Source organism: Jeotgalicoccus sp. ATCC 8456, assembly GCF_016313225.1.
GTDB classification, from domain to species: Bacteria; Bacillota; Bacilli; order Staphylococcales; family Salinicoccaceae; genus Jeotgalicoccus; species Jeotgalicoccus marinus.
Genome location: NZ_CP066224.1, coordinates 1,115,063 through 1,132,522 on the forward strand (window position 1 = coordinate 1,115,063; position 17,460 = coordinate 1,132,522).

Annotated in this window: 16 protein-coding genes and 3 pseudogenes; 5 read left to right on the forward strand and 14 right to left on the reverse strand. The window is 37.9% G+C overall.

The genetic code is table 11. From position 1 onward, the window contains the following. Positions 1-36: 36 nt before the first annotated feature. The 4 genes and pseudogenes from JEM45_RS05670 to JEM45_RS05685 all read left to right on the forward strand — a co-directional run bounded on the left by JEM45_RS05670 (position 37) and on the right by JEM45_RS05685 (position 3,990). Positions 37-945, forward strand: coding sequence for an ABC transporter permease (locus JEM45_RS05670; protein WP_026866935.1), 909 nt, complete (start codon positions 37-39; stop codon positions 943-945). 12 nt (positions 946-957) lie between these two features. Next, a pseudogene (locus tag JEM45_RS05675) lies at positions 958-1,879 on the forward strand (ABC transporter permease). Positions 1,880-1,894: 15 nt separating this feature from the next. After that, positions 1,895-2,903: pseudogene (locus tag JEM45_RS05680) on the forward strand (ABC transporter ATP-binding protein). Further along, positions 2,893-3,990 (forward strand): ABC transporter ATP-binding protein, encoded by a 1,098-nt coding sequence (locus JEM45_RS05685; protein WP_198687075.1) that lies wholly within the window; start codon positions 2,893-2,895, stop codon positions 3,988-3,990. The pseudogene JEM45_RS05680 and the gene JEM45_RS05685 overlap by 11 nt, the downstream one beginning before the upstream one ends. Before the next feature lie 174 nt (positions 3,991-4,164). Here JEM45_RS05685 and JEM45_RS05690 read toward each other — a convergent pair whose 3' ends face one another. The 8 genes from JEM45_RS05690 to JEM45_RS05720 all read right to left on the reverse strand — a co-directional run bounded on the left by JEM45_RS05690 (position 4,165) and on the right by JEM45_RS05720 (position 10,597). Next, the gene (locus JEM45_RS05690) at positions 4,165-4,647 is read right to left on the reverse strand and encodes a DUF456 domain-containing protein (RefSeq protein WP_198687076.1); all 483 of its coding nucleotides are present in this window, start codon (positions 4,645-4,647) and stop codon (positions 4,165-4,167) included. After that, positions 4,647-5,852, reverse strand: coding sequence for an MFS transporter (locus JEM45_RS05695; RefSeq protein WP_198687077.1), 1,206 nt, complete (start codon positions 5,850-5,852; stop codon positions 4,647-4,649). Before JEM45_RS05695 ends, JEM45_RS05690 begins: the two co-directional genes overlap by 1 nt. 17 nt (positions 5,853-5,869) lie before the next feature. Beyond that, positions 5,870-6,727 carry a LysR family transcriptional regulator gene (locus JEM45_RS05700; protein ID WP_198687078.1) on the reverse strand — a complete coding sequence of 286 codons (858 nt, stop codon included), beginning with the start codon at positions 6,725-6,727 and terminating at the stop codon, positions 5,870-5,872. A 129-nt stretch (positions 6,728-6,856) separates the two neighbouring features. Then, complete coding sequence (locus tag JEM45_RS05705; RefSeq protein ID WP_235678827.1) at positions 6,857-7,309, reverse strand: ribonuclease FAU-1 family protein; 453 nt, start codon at positions 7,307-7,309, stop codon at positions 6,857-6,859. 97 nt (positions 7,310-7,406) lie between these two features. Further along, positions 7,407-9,344, reverse strand: coding sequence for a hypothetical protein (locus JEM45_RS05710; RefSeq protein ID WP_198687079.1), 1,938 nt, complete (start codon positions 9,342-9,344; stop codon positions 7,407-7,409). Next, positions 9,316-9,828 (reverse strand): ATP-binding cassette domain-containing protein, encoded by a 513-nt coding sequence (locus JEM45_RS10910; protein ID WP_235678828.1) that lies wholly within the window; start codon positions 9,826-9,828, stop codon positions 9,316-9,318. Before JEM45_RS10910 ends, JEM45_RS05710 begins: the two co-directional genes overlap by 29 nt. Positions 9,829-9,840: 12 nt before the next feature. Next, complete coding sequence (locus JEM45_RS10915) at positions 9,841-10,221, reverse strand: ATP-binding cassette domain-containing protein (protein ID WP_235678829.1); 381 nt, start codon at positions 10,219-10,221, stop codon at positions 9,841-9,843. Continuing rightward, a complete protein-coding gene (locus tag JEM45_RS05720) occupies positions 10,205-10,597 on the reverse strand; it encodes a GntR family transcriptional regulator (protein ID WP_026866943.1) in 393 nt (130 codons plus the stop codon). The genes JEM45_RS10915 and JEM45_RS05720 overlap by 17 nt, the downstream gene beginning before the upstream one ends. A 195-nt stretch (positions 10,598-10,792) precedes the next feature. Here JEM45_RS05720 and argF point away from each other — a divergent pair, with 195 nt between their 5' ends. Then, entirely contained in the window at positions 10,793-11,815 is a 1,023-nt protein-coding gene (argF, locus tag JEM45_RS05725) for an ornithine carbamoyltransferase (protein ID WP_166626225.1), read from the forward strand. A gap of 45 nt (positions 11,816-11,860) precedes the next feature. On the opposite strand, the pseudogene JEM45_RS05730 reads toward argF, so the two are convergent. The 6 genes and pseudogenes from JEM45_RS05730 to JEM45_RS05755 form a co-directional block, all read right to left on the reverse strand. Then, a pseudogene (locus JEM45_RS05730) lies at positions 11,861-12,633 on the reverse strand (SDR family NAD(P)-dependent oxidoreductase). Positions 12,634-12,689: 56 nt separating this feature from the next. Further along, positions 12,690-13,409 carry a YebC/PmpR family DNA-binding transcriptional regulator gene (locus JEM45_RS05735; RefSeq protein ID WP_026866946.1) on the reverse strand — a complete coding sequence of 240 codons (720 nt, stop codon included), beginning with the start codon at positions 13,407-13,409 and terminating at the stop codon, positions 12,690-12,692. Between the two features lie 25 nt (positions 13,410-13,434). Continuing rightward, positions 13,435-14,346 (reverse strand): Rossmann-fold NAD(P)-binding domain-containing protein, encoded by a 912-nt coding sequence (locus JEM45_RS05740; RefSeq protein ID WP_051220516.1) that lies wholly within the window; start codon positions 14,344-14,346, stop codon positions 13,435-13,437. A gap of 10 nt (positions 14,347-14,356) precedes the next feature. Further along, the gene (locus tag JEM45_RS05745; RefSeq protein ID WP_235678830.1) at positions 14,357-15,517 is read right to left on the reverse strand and encodes an MFS transporter; all 1,161 of its coding nucleotides are present in this window, start codon (positions 15,515-15,517) and stop codon (positions 14,357-14,359) included. A gap of 93 nt (positions 15,518-15,610) precedes the next feature. After that, on the reverse strand, positions 15,611-16,801 hold the full coding sequence (locus JEM45_RS05750; RefSeq protein WP_166626223.1) for a dicarboxylate/amino acid:cation symporter: 1,191 nt from the start codon (positions 16,799-16,801) through the stop codon (positions 15,611-15,613). Positions 16,802-16,867: 66 nt separating this feature from the next. Beyond that, positions 16,868-17,371: a GNAT family N-acetyltransferase gene (locus tag JEM45_RS05755; protein ID WP_166626222.1), complete on the reverse strand. Its 504-nt coding sequence runs from the start codon at positions 17,369-17,371 to the stop codon at positions 16,868-16,870. Positions 17,372-17,460: the final 89 nt, after the last annotated feature.

Sequence of the window (17,460 nt, forward strand, 5' to 3'; positions counted from 1 at the left end):
ATCTTAATATTTTGTCTTAGAGGGGGTTTATACTAAATGTCTAACATTCAACCTAGTCAGGTTCCAGCAAAGAAACCCGCTAATCGCCGTGTTGAGAACTTTAAAGATTTCTTTACAAAATTAAAGAAAAATAAAGCAGCACTCACTGGTTTCTACGTATTGGTGTTTTTCTTACTTGTCTCAATCTTTGGGGCACTGGATTCTAACTATAATTTTTTAGGGGTGAATTCTAACGCCACTAACCTTACCGATAAATTACTTGGTCCTTCTGGACAGTATTGGTTCGGTACAGATCACCTTGGGCGCGATATCTTTTATCGTATCCTACATGGTATGTACATAACCTTAGGCGTCGGTTTCGCAGCAACATTTATGGCTGCATTGGTCGGTGTACCAATCGGTATTATTGCCGGCTATTACGGTGGATGGGTCGACACTGTAATTATGCGTCTCATGGACGTTTTACTTGCTTTCCCTGGTATCCTACTTGCACTTGCAATTGTCAGTGTACTAGGTGGTAGTACAATCAACGTTACAATCGCCATCGCAATCGGTGCCCTACCGCAATTTGCACGTATTGTCCGTGGGTCCACATTGACGACTAAGAAACTTGAGTACGTCGATGCTGTAAGGGCTTTAGGTGCGCGTGATGGTAAGATTATTTTCCAGCATATTCTACCTAACATAATGTCACCAATTATCGTTAATACGACAATCTTTGTTGCGACAGCGATTCTTTCTGCAGCGGGTCTATCATTCCTAGGTCTTGGTGTTCAGCCACCTACGCCTGAATGGGGTGCCATGCTAAATGATGGTCGTAACTATATGTATCAAGCAGCTCACATTACATTCTTCCCAGGTATCATGATTGTAATTGTCGTTCTTGCGTTTAACTTATTTGGGGACGGCTTAAGAGATGCGCTTGATCCGAAGTCTAAAAAATAGGAGGGGGATTTCATGACACAGTTTATTATACGAAGATTACTTCAGCTTATCCCGGTGCTACTCGGTGTTACAGTTCTCGTCTTCAGTCTGATGCATCTCACTCCTGGTAACCCAGCGGTTATCATGGCCGGAGAAAGTGCACCTGAAGCAACGGTAAAAGCGATTGAAGCAAGATTAGGATTAAATGATCCACTATATGAACAATACTTTCGTTTCTTAGGTAATGTTGTTCAGTTGGACTTCGGTTCTTCTATTCGAGACAACATTCCAGTATTCGATCACATTAAAGCACGTTTTGCAATCACACTAGAATTATCAGTGATTTCTATGATCTTCTCTATCTTCTGGGGTCTCCTTGTTGGGATTATTTCAGCAGTTAGAAAATATTCATTCGAAGATGTTGCAATGATGGTTATCGCTTTATTTGGTTTATCAATGCCAAATTTCTGGTTAGGTTCTCATGCTCATCCAGTGGTTTGCAATCGAATTCCCAATCTTTAAACCTACTGGTTGGGGGAGCTTGGAACAAAACGTCTTACCAGTTATTACACTCGGTACTGCAGGTGCTGCGATTATCGCGCGTATGACACGTAGTTCTATGCTCGACGTTATCGACCAAGATTACATCCGTACCGCTCGTGCCAAGGGCGTTAAAGAGGGTACTGTAATTCTCCGCCACGCACTGAAAAATGCTTTGATTCCTGTTATAACTGTTGTTGGTATTCAGTTCGGTAGCTTCTTAGCCGGTTCAGTACTAACAGAGAGTGTATTTGCAATCAACGGACTCGGTCGACTGATTATCGATTCAATCTTACAACGTGACTTCCCTGTCGTTCAGGGTGCAATACTTGTTATCGCAGTTGTTTTCGTTATCGTTAACCTCATTGTCGATATTTCATACAGATTGCTCAACAAGCGCGTAGACTTAAACTAAGGAGGAGAGGAATTCATGTCAGAAGATATAATTCTCGATATAAACGATCTCCGCACTTCCTTCTTTGTTGGTGACAATGAAGTAAAGGCAGTAGATGGAGTAACATTCCAAGTACCTAAGGGTAAAACTTTAGGTATCGTTGGTGAGAGTGGTTCTGGTAAAAGTATTACTGCCCTATCGATTTTAAGACTGATTGAAGAACCAGGTAAGATCAAGAGTGGGAGTATCAAATATAAAGACGAAGAACTAACAGAAGCAAAAAATGCACGTATGCGTCAAGTACGTGGTAATGAAATATCTATGATTTTCCAGGAACCAATGACATCACTAAACCCGACATTTACAATCGGTCAACAGCTGAGAGAATCATTTAAGATACACCAAGGCTTAGGTAAAAAAAGAAGGTACAAAACGTGCGATTGAAATGCTCGAACTTGTCGGTATTCCTTCACCTGAAAAACGTGTGAATCAGTATCCTTTCGAACTATCAGGCGGGATGAGACAACGTGTCATGATTGCCATGGCACTTGCTTGTAAACCTGAATTACTTATTGCCGATGAGCCAACAACCGCTCTAGACGTAACAATTCAAGCTCAAATTTTAGAGCTCATCAAAGAACTGCAAGAAGAAATCGGTATGAGTGTTGTAATGATTACTCATGACCTTGGTGTCGTAGCAGAAACTTGTGACTACGTTGCCGTAATGTATGCAGGTAAGGTTGTAGAATACGCAGATATCTATACCTTGTTTGAGAATCCTAAACATCCTTATACAGTCGGTCTCTTAAACTCACTACCACGACATGACAAAACACAAGATGAACTCATTCCAATCAAGGGTAACGTCCCTGCTCCAGACGAAATGCCAACAGGTTGCCGTTTCGCACCACGTTGTCCATTCGCATCAGACATTTGTAACACACTCCCTGAATTAGAAAGTGTTGGAGAGGGTAACGAAGTGAGATGCTGGATTCATACAGATCAATGGGACGGAGATAAGGAGGTGCAACTGAATGCCAAGTAAAACTTTATTAAATGTCGAGAATTTAGAACAGCATTTCCCTATTAAAGGGGGCTTTCTCGGTAGAACAATCAACCATGTTAAAGCAGTAGATGGTATTACCTTCCAAATCAAAGAAGGTGAAACAGTTGCAGTTGTTGGTGAATCAGGTTGTGGTAAATCCACAACTGGCCGTGCAATCCTACGCCTTGATGAGCCAACAAATGGTAAGGTTGAATTCTTAGGTCAAGATGTTTTATCAATGTCTAAAGATGAAATGCGTAAGATGAGAAAAGATATGCAAATTATCTTCCAGGACCCATACGCGTCACTTAACCCACGTAAAACGGTTAGACAAACACTATGGGAAGCAATGGACATTCAAAAAGTTGTGCCTCGTAAAGAACGCACACAAAAAATTATTGAACTGATGGAAACAGTTGGTTTACAGAGACACCAAATCGACCGTTATCCACACGAATTCTCAGGTGGTCAGCGTCAACGTATCGGTATTGCAAGAGCTTTATCTGTTAATCCTAAGCTCATCATCTGTGATGAGGCAGTATCCGCACTTGACGTATCAATTCAGGCGCAGGTTTTAAACTTATTAAAACGCCTGCAAAAAGAATTCGGTCTTACTTACCTATTTATCTCACATGACTTAGGTGTTGTCAGACACATTGCAGACCGTATCGTTGTTATGTATTTAGGTAAAATCGTTGAAATTGGGGATACGGATGCGATTTTTGAAAATCCACAGCACCCATACACAAAAGCCTTATTATCAGCGATTCCTGTACCCGATCCGAGAAATAAATCACAGCGTATCTTCTTACGTGGTGATGTGCCTTCTCCAATCGATCCACCAACAGGTTGCCGCTTCCACACACGTTGTCCTTTCGCGACAGATCACTGTCGTACAGCTGATCCTGATCTAGAGCAAAAAGGTGAAGGCTACGAAGGTCATCATGAAGTCGCTTGTCACTACGCCTTAGATATCGAAAGTGGTAAACACGAGGCTCAGTACGAAATGTACAATGTACGTGAAATACTGGATGATGAAAGTGAAGAAGCAGTTCATTCTGAACAAGACGAATATACTAGGTCATAAGATATATGATTATCCCGCAAAACCCTAAAGGCTTTGCGGTTTTTTTGTATTTTAAAGATATTTACTTAAGGGGCTGGTGATAAGTCCTTGGTTTCATCACCACTTATCACTGCCCAACTCCACACCACCATAAAAAAGACGTGCACCATAAAGGTACACGCCTTAACCGAAAACTTAATATACAAACACATCGAGTACGAAGAATAGTACTAGGAAGATGTAGATAATCACATCAAACACTGCACTGGACATGAAGGCTAAGAATGACCCTATTGCTGCCTTAAAGGCTTTTGACATATCCTTTATCTGCACGAATTCGACGATAAATACAAAGACAAATGGTACGAATAATACACCAAATGGTGGGTAAATAAACATTCCGACGATGGCACCAATAATGGCTGCAAGTTCGCCTCGCTTACTTCCCCCAAACTTTTTAACAAAGTAAGAGTTGGCTGCAATGTCACTGATGAAAGTCACAATGGTTAGGGCACTAGCGATCAGCCAGAACATCCACGATAACTCGTCTCCGATGAAGAAAGTATAGACTAAAAAGCCGACCCAAAACATAATAACAGACGGGATGACCGGGTAAATGACGCCTAGAAAGCCTAAGATGAAGCTGACTATGACGATTATCCATAAAATAATATCCATCAAATATCTCCTTTTCTAACTTCTTTTTTAGTAAAGAAGAATAGAATAAATGCTGTAAACAAGAATGCTGCACTGATGTAGAATGAATTTTCAACGCCTAGAAGGTCATTTGCAAATCCACCCAGTAGGTTACCAAGTAACTGCCCGACAATCATTGCATTGGCAAATAGCGTCGATGCATAACCAGGAAATTGTGGTAATAGGTCTTGGAAGTATGAAATCCCGAGCCCTAGTAAAATTGCTAAAAATAAAGCTAAGGGAAGTTGTCCAATTAACATCATCGTATAGCTTTCAAAAATACCGATTGATAAGAAATACATACTGCCGATAAAACCAGCAATGATTAACAGTGTTTTAGATGATACTCTCGATGCGACATAGCCCATTAAAATCATCAAGGGAACTTCTAAGCCTGCACAAAGACTCGCAAGGATACCAACAGCACTATCTCGTTCGCCTAAATACCCCGTTACAAAGAGTGGCATATTTAAGAGGTACATCCACTGTCCGACATGAAGAAAAATAAAGGCTATAAAAGGCACGAATAAAGTAAGGCTCTTCATTATGTTCGGACTTTCGACCTCTTCATAACTCGTAATTTCGATTGCAGTAGATTCTGCAGGGGCTGCAGAATTCTTAATCAAGAAACTCGACATAAATACAACTAAAAACATGATTACTGTGCCAAAGAACAATCCTGTAAAATCATAACGTGCAAGTAAAATGGAACCGACTAAAGGTCCAAATAAGAATCCAAAGCTAAACATTGAACGCAAAATCGTATTTGCCATTACAGCGATGCTAGAACGATACTGGTTAATAGATTCTCTTGCTGAGGCATAGAGCTGCGGCATGGCCGGTGCACCTAGTGAGAAGAATAGAATATAAGCAATAATTAAAATCCAAGTGTTTGGGATGATTAAGAAACTTAAAAATGCACAAATTTGCATTAGTAAAGCTGCGATAATTAAATATTTACGGTCGAATGTTAACCGGTCACTAAAGCGACCAATAATCGTATTAACGATAAAACTCCCAACAGCAGCTGAGGCCATAAATATACCGTAAGCTGATGATGACATGCCATGGTGTTCAGTCAAGAAAATAACAAGGAACGGGGCTGTGATTGCAACAGCCATACCGAGCATCGTCATATTCATTAAAAATAATTTATAGTTTTGAATTTGGAATAAGTCTTTAATCATTGCTTGTCCATCTTATTTTAGTCTCTTAGCTTGCTTTCATTTTTAATCAATTCTACGAAAGATGCGACTTGCGGTAACATCAAGACACTTTTATCGTACGATAAAAATGTTTCCCTTATCAGCGGACTATCTTCAACCATGACTTCTTCAATATGATAATTTTCAAGGTCCAAACCTTCAAGTACAAGTTCAGGTAGTACAGTAATGCCAACTTTTTTACGTAATAGTTCACGACACGTTGTAATCTGATCCACAAAGATTTGTGGTTCGTACTTCGTGTTAAAGCGTGCTTCAAAGAAATTTTTAATATGAGTGATATAGGCAGGATCCGCCTGGAACTCAATGATTGTTAAGTCTTCAAAGTTCGAATCTTTCGGGGTCACTAGATAATGACGGTCTCTATATAAAAGCTCATTTTCCTTATTCAACACCCGAGAGCCACGTACAATTGACAAGTGATATTCACCTTGGTTAGCGATAATTTCTTGAGTAGAACCTACATTTATTTTTACATTTACACTCGGGAAATCATTTAAATACTTATAGAGAATATCAGGTAATATCGAGTACCCAATTAGTGATGACACACCAATTGAAATATTCCCTTCTACTTCACCTTCATTCGCTAGAATATAATCTTTTACACGGCTTTCTTCGTCGACAACCTTTTTAGCATGCTCTATAATTTTTTCTCCAACACCTGTAGTGTATAGTGCTTTTTTTGTTCTAATAAAAATCTGCACGCCCCACTCATCTTCGATGGATTTCAATCTTTGGCTGACTGCCGGTTGTGATATATATAATTTTTCTGCAGCTTTACGTAGAGTTTTGGCTTCACTCAGTGTTGCAAGTAAACGGTAATCATCTACTTTCACGATACTACCTCCATTTAAGAAGCCATTCACGGTTTCCGGAATGGCTACATTAATTTTTTAAGTTCAGTTAGTGCAAAATCTGCTAGCGCCTTAAACTGTGAAAAATTACTGTCGATTTCATGCATTAAATCATTTGCGACCTGATAGGCAAAATCTCTTTCTTTTTTTAGTAATCTTTCCCTTTCTTAAAGCACGTTTGATATCTTCTTCATCGACAAGTTCATATCGACCATCTGGTAAGGCCAAAACATCAAGATACATATCTTCCCGTCTCGCTTTACCAGGTTCTAATGTGTGTGAATAATTAATGTCGAAATAATACTGTATCTCTGTCCAACGTTCATCGTACATGACTGTTAGACTGTAATTTCTATTTTCAGGTAGGAGTTGCATCCATTTATAATTGTTGGCTGCCACGAGTGTATCTTTACCAACGACTGGTACCACAAGGGGTTCACGTACCTTATGCATGTGAATCATACCGACCAGGATTTTTTCACCTTTGTAAGTCAGTACGGTTTCATCGTATTTTGAACGCACTAAGCGTCGCCATTTTTTCTTATCCAGATACTTCAACTTCATGGCATTCATCTCCTAATGGTAATTATACAAAAAAAATTAAACAAAAGTATAGAGATAGGCATTTATATTTGCTATCTCTATAACTTTTGCTTATATTTTATCGAATCGATAGGAGACTGTAATTCATATATGTTTCATACTCTGCCTGTGGGTCCTCAATAAATCCAGGATAACTGTATAAGAGTAATTTGCCACTGGTAGGATCGATATCTTGTTTTGAAAAATCAGTAACAAAGTCATTTCCATCTACTTCTTTTAGTTCATATTTCTTATCTAATTCATCAACTGTTAAAGTCTCATAGTCGGTTACAAACGCTTCGTATTCATTCTCTTCAAGATTAACTGTGTACAATACACTTGTCTTATCAATGCCTAGTAGACTTAAAACCTCATCTTTATTCTCAACATTTTCTGTTATTGCAGGATTATAAATCGAGCTTGTTCCATAAATAGAATCATCTACATAGTTTAGATTCAGGCCAATTTGCCCTGTCTCGTTAACAATGACCGAATGGTAAAGTGAAAGTTCAGCGAGAGATGCTTTGTAACTGTCGACTATATCTTTATCTAAATCGACATTATATTCATTACTGCTGATACCGATAAGTTTAGGCGTTTGTTGAGCATAAGCAAGTACATCTTCATGCTTTTGATACTCACTAAAACGCTGACGATCCATTAACTGAACTGCCTCTGAATCAGAATTTAAAGTATTAAATTGATAGGTCTTTATACTGCCATCCTTCATTTTATACTGCACATTGATTGTTGCTTCCATCTCTTTTGAAAAATCTGGACGACTTCGTTCTTCACTAGCAATTTCGTGTATTGTTCTCGCCATTTGAATCGCACCTTTAGAATCGTCAAAACCATAACCAGCTTCAAGATATTTCCTAGATGCTTGGTCCATCATCATGGCATCATTATTTAAACTGACACTCTCAATCTCATTTGTCTCAGGTATATCTTCCACATATCGTGTGAAGGCGAAAACAAAAATAATCCAAAAAATGATAATCAATACTATAGTTAGAATCAGTGAACGCCACTGAAATTGTATTTTAACACTGTTTTGAAAGAGCATTTCAATGACAAGGTATGACACCAATGCACCGACGCTAAAACTAATAATGGAGATAATAACGGATTGCTGTAGTAAAAAGGATACAACAACACCCAGTGCTAACATGCCCGTGATTGTTGTTAGAGCAATGAGTAGGTTTCTTAACCAGGTAAAGTTAAAACTCAAATGCACACTCTCATTTCTTCTGTACTTATATAGGACAAAAGATAAGATAATAAGGATAATTGCTAGTATGCCGAAAATCAAACTCAGCCCAACATTTAACCCCATGTATAGTTGATTCACTGCCAATATAGGAAAAGTCGCATCTAAGACCGGTTGGATATAAGCTGTTATATCAGTTGATATACCGTCAAAGAGTAAGCTTGCAGTACCATGAATGAGTGTCCATAAGACAATCGGTAAAAATAAAATCAAAATTATTATTTGTAAATGTAAGAATGATCCGTTGACTAAATAGCCTGTGAAAAGGGCGATAGAAAACATCACTAGATGTGTAAAAATTGAATATACTAACCATTTCCCTATTTCTAAAAGTGTAATATTCGTAGCAATTGTCATACTTTCTGCCACAAGTATTAAACCATTTACCAAGAGAGGGATGACAATGGCTAAAAATCCTACTATCAGAACATGAATAAGTAGGTTTGAGCGCTTTATGGGTAAGGAATGTATAAAATCTGATGAATCTACCTTATACAAGTAGTTTATTAGAAACATACCGACAAGCGTCGAAAATGCTAAACCGATTATTTGCTGTCCAGCAGACAATTCCAATAGACTGCTTCTAACTGAACCACCAACAATCATGTTATTATTCATGGTGTCTATCCAAATGATGAGTGGTAAGGCGATAATATTCATGACCATGTAGACCACTGTCATCCAAAATATAAGACCCGTGAAATGACCCAGTAGATTTCTATTCAACAATGACATTTGAGATTTCATAACCCATTTCCCCCATTTCATAAGTGAATATTTCTTCTAGTGTTAATGGCAATATATCGTACATTAATGGGTTATACTTACTCACTTTTTCTTCTACTTTAGAGAGATTCCCTTTAATAATACATGTGATAATTCGTCCCTTTTGACTCGAATGTACAACGTTTAAATCTTCATAAAATTTATTGTCAGGTAGCGTTTTAAAGGCAATCTGTAATTTACAATGACTCCCTCTAATTTCAGACAAGTCTTGATTAAATAGGATCTTACCATGATGCATGATAGAAACTGAGTCACATAAGTCCTCCATTTCTCTTAAGTTGTGACTTGAAGCAATGACCGTCATCTTATGATTAGCGATATCTTGCATCATAATATTTTTAACTTGTCTTCTCATAATTGGATCTAAGCCATCAAAAGGCTCATCTAAAAGAAGTACTTTCGGTCGACTTGAGAACGCTAATATAAAAGATGCCTGGCGTTTCATTCCCTTTGATAGCTAATTTAGTTGAGTATTTGGAGCGAGACCAAAGTGTTGAGACAACTGTACAAAGCGCTCAGATGACCAGTTCGTATACATTGCCTGATAAAAATTAGCCATCTTTTTCAAAGTTGCACCCTTAAAAAAGAATGGAATATCATGAAGGAGAATCACATCATTTTTTACTTTGGGACTCTCAAAAATATCAGCACCATCATAAGTGACACTTCCTTTGTCCGCCTTGTAAACACCCGCCATAATTTTCATCAAGGTCGTCTTACCCGCTCCATTTGAGCCAAGTAAACCATGTATGGTTCCTGGTGCGATATCCATTTCTATATGATCCACAGCCACTTTTTTTCCAAAATACTTTGTCGCTTGATTAATGTTCAGCTTCATAACCATCCTCCTTCTCCTTATAAATTCCATCGACAAATGCCTTTACCTCGTCGCTCGATACCTCAAGAAAGACAAGCTCACCAATCGGCGCTTTAAGCGATTCTAAAATCACCCTTATTCTCTCTTGATTCACTTGATTCGTTATTTCATTAACAAAACTTCCACGTCCCGGAAGTGAGCTCACATAGCCTAGCCTTTCCAATTCCCTATACGCTTTTTGAATGGTATTAGGATTTATTGTCAGTTCTGCTGCCAATGTTCTAACGGAAGGTAACTGCTCGTTAGCTTGAAGTACGCCTTTAATGATCTGTTGTTTTATATTATCAACAATTTGCTCATACAAGGGTTGTCGGCTTTTAAGATCAATTTCAAACATAATTTACCTCCTCCAACTAACTGTATTACATATTATAGTACAGTTAATACACTATTTTGTCTATAAATTATAAAATATTATTCATTTAAACTTGCTTTTTAAGTATTTACTGGTTATGATGTAAAACAACATTTAATAATATTTATACAATTCAAAGTATATTAATTAGTTATATAATATTTTTAGGAGGTCTTTATGCATTTTCAGGGCAAAAGTTTTTTAACAACTACAGATTTTTCTAAAGAAGAATTGACCTACCTCATTGACTTTGCGATTCATTTAAAAGCTTTAAAACAAAACAATATTCCTCACCAGTACTTACAAGGACAAAGTATTGCGTTACTTTTCGAGAAAACTTCTACACGTACTCGTGCGTCCTTTACAGTAGCTGCTAATGACCTAGGTGCGCATCCTGAATTTCTAGGCACTAATGATATACAACTCGGTAATAAGGAATCTGTACAAGATACTGCAAAGATTCTTGGTAGCATGTTTGATGGAATTCAATTCCGTGGAGCAAGTCAGGACACTATTGAAACACTAGCTGCTCATGCAGGCGTTCCCATTTGGAACGGCTTAACGGACATGTGTCATCCGACACAAATGATTGGGGATTTCATGACAATTAAAGAAAGTTTCGGGTCGCTTCAAGGTATTAAAGTGGTCTATGTTGGAGACGGCCGTAACAACGTCGCAAATTCTCTGTTGGTTACAGCAGCGATTTTAGGTGTCGACATGACAATCGCTTCGCCTGAATGTCTCTTACCTGATGAATTTTATAGCAAACAAGCATCGTTATATGCAAAAGAATCCGGTGCAACGATCCATTTAACTAGTGACGTGCATAGTGCAGTTAAAGACGCCAACGTGATCTATACCGATGTCTGGGTCTCCATGGGTGAAGAAGATCAGATTGAAGCACGTCTTGATTTACTAAAAGAATATCAAGTAAATGAAGCCTTGCTTAAAGATGTACATGAGCAGTTCATATTCATGCATTGCCTGCCTGCTTTTCATGATACGAAAACTAGCTTTAGTCAACAGATAAAAAAAGACTATGGTTTAGATGAAATGGAAGTAACAGACGAGGTCTTTAATGCACCATATGGAAAGCAATTTATTCAAGGTGAAAACCGTCTACATTCCATTAAAGCGATTATGGCAGCAACGAATGGACATATATTCATCCCTCGGCAATATACAAAAAACGAGTCTTAGATATCCCATTTAGGATAACTAAGACTCGTATATAATATTTTTTATTTACCAAGCGTGTCCACTACCACCGTCAATATTGACAGCAGTCCCCGAAACATATGATGCTAAATCTGAGCATAAGAAGGTAATAACATTAGCCGCTTCACTCGTATCCCCGATTCTACCTAGTGGGATATTCTCTCCAATTTTCTTAGAGTATTCATCCCAGCTTAAATCAGGTGCATTGTTTTGCCAACGCTTTTCAATTTGATCACTACGTATTAAACCGATACATACAGCATTAACGCGGATATTGTATTGACCAAGATCTTTAGACATTGCCTTAGTCAGTGCTAAACCAGCACTTCTAGATACCGTTGTTGGTAGTGAATTTGCCTGTGGTGTTTTACCCATAACTGCGGTTAGGTTTAAAATCGCACCGCCTTGTTTTTTAAGTGAGGGATGGCTGCTTTAGAAATTTTAACAGCTGCAAGTACTTTTAAATCGATATCTTGTTCCCAGTCACTAAGTTCAATATCTTCAAAGCTTTTAGCAAATGAACTACCCGCATTATTAACAAGTACGTCTAGACGCCCATATTCTTCAAGTGCTTTATTGACAATTTTTTCACCAGCATCCTCAGAGGTAATATCAATAGCAATGTATGAGACCTCACCAAACTCTGATATTTCCGCTTGTGCTTTTTTAAGTCCTTCTTCTCCTCTAGCGACGAGTAGAACTTTCGCACCAAGTTTAACCATCTGTTCTGCTGTTTCTCTACCGATTCCTTTACTTGAGCCTGTAATCACTGCCACTTTTCCTTGATAATTAAAATCCATCTTGATTCATCCCTTCATATTTTTATCACTTAAAGATCAACCATTGGAACTAAAAACTATCCTAAGTTTACATTATGAAATACATTGGAAACATCTTCTAAGTCTTCTAAGACATCGATGAGATGCTCAAACTTTTCTTGGTCTTCATCTTCAAGGTTAACTTCATTTTGAGCAATCATCGCAAGTTCTGCAACCTTATAGTCTTCAACACCCAGTTCATCCAGTGCATTTTTGATATCGTTAAAGGCATGCGGTTCACCATAGACCACTGTCATCTCATTTTCTAAAGTCACATCTTTAACATCGACTTCTTTTTCCATTAAATGCATCAATACTGCTTCTTCGTCAAAGCCTTCAAAGACAAATACTGATACGCTATCAAACATATAAGATACCGCACCACTGACGCCCATATTTCCGCCGTTCTTCCCGAAGGCTGCACGCACTTCTGAAACTGTACGATTCACGTTATCGGTCAATGCATCAACGATGATCATTGAACCACTTGGTCCAAAACCTTCGTATCTCAATTCATCGAAGTTTTCTTCTTCGCCACCTTTTTTTGCTTTTTCAATTGCTTTATCAATAATGTGTTTGGGAACTGAATAAGTCTTCGCTCTTTCTAAGACAACCTTTAAGGCTTGGTTCGCTTCAGGATCAGGTTCACCTTTCTTTGCCGCGACATAAATTTCTCTGCCGAATTTTGCATAGACACGGCTAGTGTTCTGGTCTTTTTGAGCTTTCTTTTCTTTAATATTATTCCATTTTCTTCCCATTGTTCATCTTCCTTATTTCGTAGATTTAATTGTTTTTGGATCTCTTTTCAGGGACAGTCTTATTGATAATCATCTCTACTTGGTAAATGCGACTCACTAAAAGGTGAATCGGTGCTTGTGTTAATTTATATATTGGCCAAGGTAGAGATGGTTCATAGTCATGTAAGGCCATTATAAATTCATCAGACACAGCAAGCTTTCTAAACTCAAAACGCTGGGTTTTCTTAGCCATATTTTTTCTTAATTTACCACCGATAATTTCAAAGATAATGATATCTTCAGTTGATGATTCTTCGTTTAATTTCAATATTAATACAGGAGAAGGGTTGTCTAGTAAATGAATATAGACGGTCTTATTTTCTATTACAGTATTAACAAAATTATAGACAATCTCATCCAACCAGCCAAAGTAGTACCAAGCTATATTTTCTATAGTCCAGCCCGAAGGCATGGGGGCCCTTTGTACACTTCTAACACTATTGTAGTCTTTAATACGATAATTTAAATTCTTACCATAACGTCTTATTGGTGTCTGCGTTTCATTAACTGGGGTGCCGTAACTACCTAGAACAGAAAGTATACTACCATCGGATAGTTCATCTGCTATATATATAATTTGTTCTATTTCATTTACCATACTTGCCCGAGCAATATTATCGGCGATTAACATATATAAGTCACTGAATTTCCCTTGAGTTAATCGATTCAGTCTCATAATAGGGTCTTCATAGAAGATAACAATATCAATTCCGGCTAATGCATCCTCAACATCAGGTAAGATAAAGAGATCTTTCTTAATAAAGTTCACATCTTCAAAGTAATCTTCTTCATGTGCTGCTGAAAATGCATAGAGTTCAGAGGTATCTTTTAGTTCTTCATATAAATGCTCACCAATTCTACCGTTCACACCCATTAGTAAAACTTTCTTTTTTTCCATACAACCACTCCTAATGTACTGAATCTACCCATTTCATCCTTAGGGCAAGCATTAAAATAATAATAATAATCATTATAATGGTGACACAACCAATACCTAAGAAGGGTAGGTTAAAGACTGTTGCGAAGTAGCCTCCAATTGTGGAACCAGCAACAGAACCTAAAGAAAAGTAAGAATAAAAGATACCATTTGCTTTACCCCGTTCGTGCATTTCTGACGATTCAGCAATAATTTTATTCATGGATGGGAACGTCATTGCGAAACCAATTCCATAAATGACCATGACAGCGAAAATCATAGCTGCAGACGGAACGAAATGTAAGAGCATCATACTTACACTTAAGATTAATAATCCAAGTGCAACTAAGCTTTCACTCTTGTAAGCTGTGTATATTTTATTTATAGGTGATATGAAGATAATAATCGCTGTCACACCAAAGACACTGAGCATCATACCTGTACTGGATGCTTCTAAATCAAGCAGATCAGTTTTTATTGGCAAACCAAAAGCCAAGGCACCTTGTGAAATCATCAAAGTAAACGATGAAATATAGGCCACATTTAATGATGGTCTTAACAATAATTCCTTAAGTGATGTTTGACTATGATGTGCACGGCTGCCTTCTGTCGAACTTTCTTTGATGGCAGAATAGACAATGATTGTACCAATGACATAAACAATAGCTAACACATAATAGACTGTTTCATAGTTCACCAGACTCGCAATGATTCCGCCCGATGCAGGGCCTAATATAGCAGCAGTCCCAATGGCCACACCTGTTAGGGCCATAGATTTACCGATTGCCGAACGTTTTGATATATCAGCAACTAAGCTAAATGCAGCTGGGGTTAGAAGTCCGCTTGAGAAACCGTGAATCGCACGTACAAGTAGAAGAATACCTATTGATGGTGTCATCGTGTAGATTAAAACGAAAAACACCTGCATAATCATTCCGAACAGGAGTGTATTTCTCCGACCGTACTTATCGGACATGTAACCGCCCGCCATGTTTCCGACCATATTAAACAGTGAATATGTAGCAACAACAATCCCTGCCATAAACTCAGATGCACCAAGTTCTAGAACAAAGGGGGTAATTATCGGCAACTGAATAAATAAGTCTAAAAAACAAATGACGATAACTAAATATAAAATAATTCTCTTTTTCACTTAAATACCTTCTAACATAGTGATAATTCTACCTATATTATTATAACAAAAAAAGACAGTCTATCACCTTTTAGACTGTCTTTGACCTTTGATTTATACGTCTTTGTTCAATTTTTGTTCATAACCATCGATGACTGCTGCTACCGCACCATCACCTGTAACGTTCGTTGCCGTACCAAAGCTATCTTGCGCGACGTAAAGTGCAATCATGAAAGCAACTGCCGCCTCGTTGAAGCCTAAGTTAGTCATTAAGACACCACTCGCTGCCATAATTGCGCCACCCGGTACTCCAGGTGCTGCAATCATTACAACCCCAAGTAGTAAGATGACCCCAACCATTTCAAAGAATCCTGGCATACTGTACTCAGGTAATATCGTCATAACTGCTAATGAACAACTGACGATTGTGATCGTTGAACCTGATAAATGAATAGTTGCACATAATGGTATTACAAAATCAGCAATACTTTCTCTAATTCCGTTTTTCTTCGCACGTTCTAATGTGACAGGAATCGTTGCAGCAGATGACATTGTACCTAGGGCTGTAAAGTATGCTGGTAGCATCGTTTTCAACATAGCAAATGGATTTCTCTTCAATATTGAACCTGCAACTGTATATTGAATCGTTAACCAAACCCAGTGTAAAATAATCGCAACTAATAAGACGACACCAAACACTTTTAGCGTATCGAATACTGTGCCAGTTGCTGCCATTCCAGCGAAAACACCGGCAATGTAAAACGGTAGAATTCTAATGATAACTTTTTCGATAATGAATTCTGTGATGTCTTTACCTTGGTCGAAGAATTTTATCATTAAGTCGAGCTTTAAGACGTTCATGACGATTCCGACTGCAAAAGCTAATACTAGCGCTGGTAAGATGTCAATAATTGGCGTCAATTCAAACTCGATAAAACTCTCAAGGCCTGTCCCTTCTTCAGGAACAGAACTTCCTTCAGTTATACGTGGCATCACGAAAGATGCAACAATGTAAGCTAAAATACCCGCACCTAAAGTAGATAAGTAAGCGACACCTAAAGTCGCACCAACAACCTTACCTGAACCGGTACCGATTTGTGAAATCCCTGATGCAATAAAGAATAAAATAATAAATGGAATCGTAAAGAATATAAAGGCGCCTAAGATTGACTCTAATGTCACAAATAACCTAACGATGAATTCCATAATCTGTCCTTCTGTACCATCTGGACCGAGTAAGTAGTAACCCCCACCTACAATAATACCCGCAACGATACCAGCAATCAGTTTTGCTAATAACTTCACTTTGTAAATCCCCCTTGAAATATTGAACTTCGAATTTATAGCGCTTAAGTGTTCTTTAAAAAGTAATTAAAAAACGATTTCGTAAGCAACGTACCAGTCATCTAAGTTGTCATCTAAATTTAAGTTACCCTTAAATTCAAAACCCAGTTTTGTAAACAAGTACTGCATTGCTTTATTCTCTAATGAAGTATCAGTATGTATGCCAAGATAACCTTTTTGTTTACCTACCTCAATGATTTCACGAATAATTTTCTGGGCGAGACCTTGACCCTGGAAATTCGGGTCTATTGCGAGTCTATGAGTCGCAAGGCAATCAATTCGTGCCAGTTCCCAAGGGATATCATCATAACTAAAGGCGTGATTATCATCGGCTGTAATGCAACCTTTGATGACACCATCTTCTTCAAACACATATAAACTTTCAGCCTTCACATCATCTTGAAACACTGATGCATTAGGATAGTTTTTATCCCATTGATAATTACCTACAGCGTGCATTTCTGGTATTACTCTTGAAACGATATCCATTATATGTTGTACATCGCTCATAACGGCTAGTCTTAAAGCCATATTATCTCCCTCGTTTTATCTATCATTTTGTAAAAAATCTCTCAAATGCTATGCATTTAATTATACATTGTTGTATACTAATTTAAAGA

Coding starts and splice junctions, on each gene's coding strand:
- JEM45_RS05685 (WP_198687075.1), top strand. CDS start 2,893: ATGCCAAGTAAAACTTTATTAAATGTCGAGAATTTAGAACAGCATTTC.
- JEM45_RS05740 (WP_051220516.1), bottom strand. CDS start 14,346: ATGGAAAAAAAGAAAGTTTTACTAATGGGTGTGAACGGTAGAATTGGT.
- JEM45_RS05670 (WP_026866935.1), top strand. CDS start 37: ATGTCTAACATTCAACCTAGTCAGGTTCCAGCAAAGAAACCCGCTAAT.
- JEM45_RS05735 (WP_026866946.1), bottom strand. CDS start 13,409: ATGGGAAGAAAATGGAATAATATTAAAGAAAAGAAAGCTCAAAAAGAC.
- JEM45_RS05755 (WP_166626222.1), bottom strand. CDS start 17,371: ATGGCTTTAAGACTAGCCGTTATGAGCGATGTACAACATATAATGGAT.
- JEM45_RS10910 (WP_235678828.1), bottom strand. CDS start 9,828: ATGAAACGCCAGGCATCTTTTATATTAGCGTTCTCAAGTCGACCGAAA.
- argF (WP_166626225.1), top strand. CDS start 10,793: ATGCATTTTCAGGGCAAAAGTTTTTTAACAACTACAGATTTTTCTAAA.
- JEM45_RS05690 (WP_198687076.1), bottom strand. CDS start 4,647: ATGGATATTATTTTATGGATAATCGTCATAGTCAGCTTCATCTTAGGC.
- JEM45_RS05720 (WP_026866943.1), bottom strand. CDS start 10,597: ATGTTTGAAATTGATCTTAAAAGCCGACAACCCTTGTATGAGCAAATT.
- JEM45_RS05705 (WP_235678827.1), bottom strand. CDS start 7,309: ATGAAGTTGAAGTATCTGGATAAGAAAAAATGGCGACGCTTAGTGCGT.
- JEM45_RS05710 (WP_198687079.1), bottom strand. CDS start 9,344: ATGAAATCTCAAATGTCATTGTTGAATAGAAATCTACTGGGTCATTTC.
- JEM45_RS05695 (WP_198687077.1), bottom strand. CDS start 5,852: ATGATTAAAGACTTATTCCAAATTCAAAACTATAAATTATTTTTAATG.
- JEM45_RS10915 (WP_235678829.1), bottom strand. CDS start 10,221: ATGAAGCTGAACATTAATCAAGCGACAAAGTATTTTGGAAAAAAAGTG.